Origin of the sequence: Erwinia sp., from assembly GCF_031978025.1 — a bacterium.
Taxonomy (GTDB): domain Bacteria; phylum Pseudomonadota; class Gammaproteobacteria; order Enterobacterales; family Enterobacteriaceae; genus Erwinia.
The window spans coordinates 17,367-17,909 of sequence record NZ_DALZCD010000064.1 but is presented as its reverse complement, the minus strand read 5'-3'; the positions used below and the strand labels follow the sequence as shown (position 1 = coordinate 17,909).

Annotated in this window: 1 pseudogene; it reads right to left on the bottom strand. The window is 55.4% G+C overall.

Features of this window, described 5'->3' with window-relative positions:
• Window positions 1-543 (bottom strand): annotated as a pseudogene (locus RTK32_RS07305) (ribonucleotide-diphosphate reductase subunit alpha); the annotation flags it as partial.

Sequence of the window (543 nt, the reverse complement as noted above, 5' to 3'; positions counted from 1 at the left end):
TCTATTGCGCCGAGATTGAACGCCGACAGCGTACAGAGCGCGATTTCGCCGTTTTCGTCGTTAACGTCCATCAGCGGTTTGGTCGGCAGCGCAATCTCCAGGCAAAGGTTAGACTGGCGCACCGGTGCGATAGCCGGATCGAACGGGCTGTGGGTATTACAGTGGTCAACGTTCTGAATATAGATACGACCGGTTGAGGCGCGTTCCTGCATCATCAGCGAGAACAGATCGACTGCTTTTACGCGCTGCTTGCGGATGCTGTCGTCTTTTTCATATTTGGTATACAGGCGCTCGAATTCTTCCTGATCGGCAAAAAACGCGTCGTACAGGCCCGGCACGTCGGACGGGCTGAACAGGGTGATTTCTTCACCTTTCAGCAGGCGGGTGTACATCAGTTTATTAAGCTGAACGCCGTAGTCCATATGACGTACGCGGTTGCCTTCCACGCCACGGTTGTTTTTCAGCACCAGCAGGCTTTCCACTTCCAGATGCCACATAGGGTAGAACAGCGTGGCCGCACCGCCGCGCACGCCGCCCTGAGAG